The sequence below is a fragment of the Streptomyces africanus genome, assembly GCF_002150735.1.
GTDB lineage: Bacteria > Actinomycetota > Actinomycetes > Streptomycetales > Streptomycetaceae > Streptomyces > Streptomyces africanus.
This window is the reverse complement of record NZ_MUKA01000591.1, coordinates 1-3,145: the sequence shown is the minus strand read 5'-3', so window position 1 is coordinate 3,145 and position 3,145 is coordinate 1. Positions and strand designations below refer to the sequence as shown.

Sequence of the window (3,145 nt, the reverse complement as noted above, 5' to 3'; positions counted from 1 at the left end):
ACGACGCCTCCGGGGCCCGGGCCGCCAGGGTCAGGGCCAGCCGGGCGACCGTCGCGGAGACGACGGCGGCACCCGCACCCCGGGCCCCGGAGGCGTCGTAGACCTGGGCGAGCGCGGCGGCCTGGGCGAGCAGGGCGAGGACGAGAGTGATGACCCCGAACGGCCCGATGTCCGACTGCTTCATGATCCGCAGGGCGTCCTCGGCGGGCTTGCCGCTGCCCAGCCCGTCGGCGGTGTCCGCGAGCCCGTCGAGGTGCAGCCCCCGGGTCAGGACGGCGGGGACGGCGACGGTGGCCACGGCGGCGAGCGGTCCGCCCGCGCCGAGGACCAGCAGCACCAGCCCGGCGGCGGCGGCCGCGGCACCGACCGCGAGCCCGGCCAGCGGAGCGCACAGCATGCCGCCGCGCGCCGCCTCCCGGTCCCACCGGGTCACCCGGACCGGGAACACCGTGAGGGTGCCGAAGGCGAAGCGGAGACCGTCGAGGGGTGAGGTTCGGGGCACCGGCGCAGGCTACCCGCCGGTCAGAAGAGCGGATCCGGCGGGCGAGGATAAAGTTCGCATATGGGATGGCTGGAGCGGAACATCATCGAACCCGGCAAGCTGCCGCTGCTCCTCGCCCTCGTCTCCTTCGTGGTGACCTTCCTGATCACCCGGGGCATCACCCGCCTCATCCGGGCGGGCAAGGGCCCCTTCCGCAACGTCAGCAGCAGCAGTGGTGTCCACGTCCACCACGTGGTCCCCGGGATCATCCTGACGATCGCCGGCGGCTTCGGCGCGGTCGCCGCCGGCCAGCACGGCTTCGGCTCGGGGCTGGCCGCGGTGGTCTTCGGCATCGGCGCGGGCCTCGTCCTCGACGAGTTCGCCCTGGTCCTGCACCTGGCCGACGTCTACTGGACCGAGGCCGGCCGCAAGAGCGTCGAGATGGTCGTCCTCACCGCCTCCCTCGTGGGACTGCTCCTGATCGGCTTCTCGCCCCTGGGCGTCAACGACCTCTCGGACGACCAAGAGCAGAACCGCGCCACCGTGATCGTGACCATCGTCGTGAACTTCCTCTTCGTCCTCATCGCCCTGTTCAAGGGCAAGACCCGCCTCGCGGTCTTCGGCGTGATCGTCCCCGTCATCGCCCTGATCGGCGCCGTACGACTGGCCCGCCCCGGCTCCTACTGGGCCAAGCGCTTCTACCGGCGCCGCCCCCGCGCCCGTGCCAAGTCCGGCCTGCGGGCCTACCGCCACGACCGCCGCTGGCTGGGCCCCCGGCGCGCGTTCCAGGACTGGATCGGCGGCGCGCCCGACCAGCAGCCGACCCGGTCCCTCGAACACCACTGACGTGCCGCCGGCGCGCCGCTCCGGCCGCGCACACCACCAGCACGGCCGCGATCGCCGCCAGGTGCTCCTTGCCCGCCAGGTTCTCCTTCACGGCGACCTCGGCCACCATCGCCACGATCACCGCCCCGGCCGTGACGTACGCGCGGTAGCGCCATCCCAGGCAGACGGCGAGTCCCACCACCGCCGCCGACGGCCCGGTGTCCACGACCCGGGCGTCCGAGACGGGCAGGCCCAGCGGGGAGTCCGGGCCCAGCCAGATACCCAGACGGGCGTAGAGCGTGCCCGCGAACGTCGCCAGGTACGCGACGACCAGCGTCCGTCGCCGTCCCAGGCAGAGCTCCGCGATGCCGAACACCAGCAGCAACTGCGCCAGCGCGCCCCACACCGGCAGGTCCAGCGCGGGCACGAACAGCGACAGCGGCGTCCGCACGAGCGCGAGCCACAGCGGGTCCTCGGCCCGTACCGCCCCGATCTCCTGCACGAACCGGTGGCCCCAGGACTGGTTGTGCACCATGTGCAGCGCGGCCGTCAGGCACACGGCGGCGACCGCCATCGGCACGGCCCGCAGGCGCCGCTCCCGCAGCGGCCCGCGCACGGCCGCGTACAGCGGCCCCCATTCGGCACGGGCCCAGCGCGCGAGCGTGGTCATCGGGTCGTCCTCGTCCGGATGTCGGTATGTCAGCGGGTGTGCGCGGTGGCTGTGGCTCAGCCATACCGACACCACACGCGAAGACCGACCGGAACGGGACGAAGTTGAGCCAGGTGGGCGTGACCAGGATCTCGCGGGAACGCTACTGCTCGGAGGGAACCTCCGGGGCCTCGGACGCGTCCGCCGCCTCCGCGGTCTCCGGCTCCTCGGACTCCTTCGGCTTCTCGGGCAGCTCCGCCGCCAGCGCGGCCGCGGCCTGCACCAGCGGCAGCGCGAGCAGGCCGCCCGCGCCCTCGCCGACGGTCACGCCCTGGGTCAGCAGCGGCTCCAGGGCCATCCGGTCCAGCGCCTTGGCCTGCCCCGGCTCGCCGCTGTCGTGCGCGGCCAGCCACCAGTCCGGCGCCCGGAACGCGATCCGCTGCCCGACCAGCGCGCACGCGGCCGTCACGACCCCGTCGAGCACCACCGGCAGCTTGCGCACCGCGCTCTGCAGCAGGAAACCCGTCATCGCGGCGAAGTCGGCGCCGCCCACCGTCGCCAGCAGCTGCAACTGGTCCCCGAGCACCGGCCGGGCCCGCCGCAGCGCGTCGCGGATCGCCGCGCACTTGCGCATCCACGCCAGGTCGTCGATCGCCAGCCCGCCCCGGCCGGTGACGACCGACGCGTCGACCCCGCACAGCGCCGCGACCAGCACGCCCGCCACCGTGGTCCCGCCGACGCTCACATCGCCGAGCACCACCAGATCCGTACCGGAGTCGGCCTCCTCGTCGGCCACCGCGACCCCGGCCCGGAACGCCGCCTCGGCCTCCTGAAGGGTCAGCGCGTCCTCGACGTCGATACGCCCGCTGCCACGCCGCACCCGGTGCCGCACGACGTCCTCGGGCAGCGACTCCGGGTCGCAGTCCAGGGCCATGTCGACGATCCGCACCGGCACGCCCAGCCGTCGCGCCAGCACCGACACGGGCCGGCCGCCCTCCAGCACCTGACGCACCAGTTCCCCGGCGCCGCCCGCCGGCCGGGCCGAGACGCCCAGCTCGGCGACGCCGTGGTCACCGGCGAAGAGCACCACCCGCGGCCGTTCGACCGGCCGCACCGGCACGGCCGACTGCGCCGCGGCCAGCCACTCACCCAGGTCGTCGAGGCGGCCCAGCGACCCGGGCGGCACGACC

At 74.6% G+C, this 3,145-nt stretch carries 3 protein-coding genes; 1 reads left to right on the top strand and 2 read right to left on the bottom strand.

Annotated features, from left to right (window positions below; translation table 11 throughout):
• Positions 1–502 (bottom strand): adenosylcobinamide-GDP ribazoletransferase (locus tag CCL05_RS42395; RefSeq protein ID WP_143590050.1); only part of this gene is annotated, 502 nt, incomplete at its 3' end.
• 60 nt (positions 503–562) lie between these two features.
• On the opposite strand from CCL05_RS42395, the gene CCL05_RS46885 reads away from it, so the two are divergent.
• Positions 563–1,327, top strand: coding sequence for a hypothetical protein (locus tag CCL05_RS46885; protein WP_086565831.1), 765 nt, complete (start codon positions 563–565; stop codon positions 1,325–1,327).
• Positions 1,328–2,118: 791 nt separating this feature from the next.
• On the opposite strand, the gene cobT is transcribed toward CCL05_RS46885, so the two are convergent.
• Positions 2,119–3,145: nicotinate-nucleotide--dimethylbenzimidazole phosphoribosyltransferase (gene cobT, locus CCL05_RS42380; protein ID WP_086565832.1), on the bottom strand; the 1,027-nt coding region annotated here is incomplete at its 5' end.

Bases quoted from the DNA above. Each gene is read 5' to 3' on its own strand.
- CCL05_RS46885 (WP_086565831.1), top strand. From the start codon at position 563: ATGGGATGGCTGGAGCGGAACATCATCGAACCCGGCAAGCTGCCGCTG.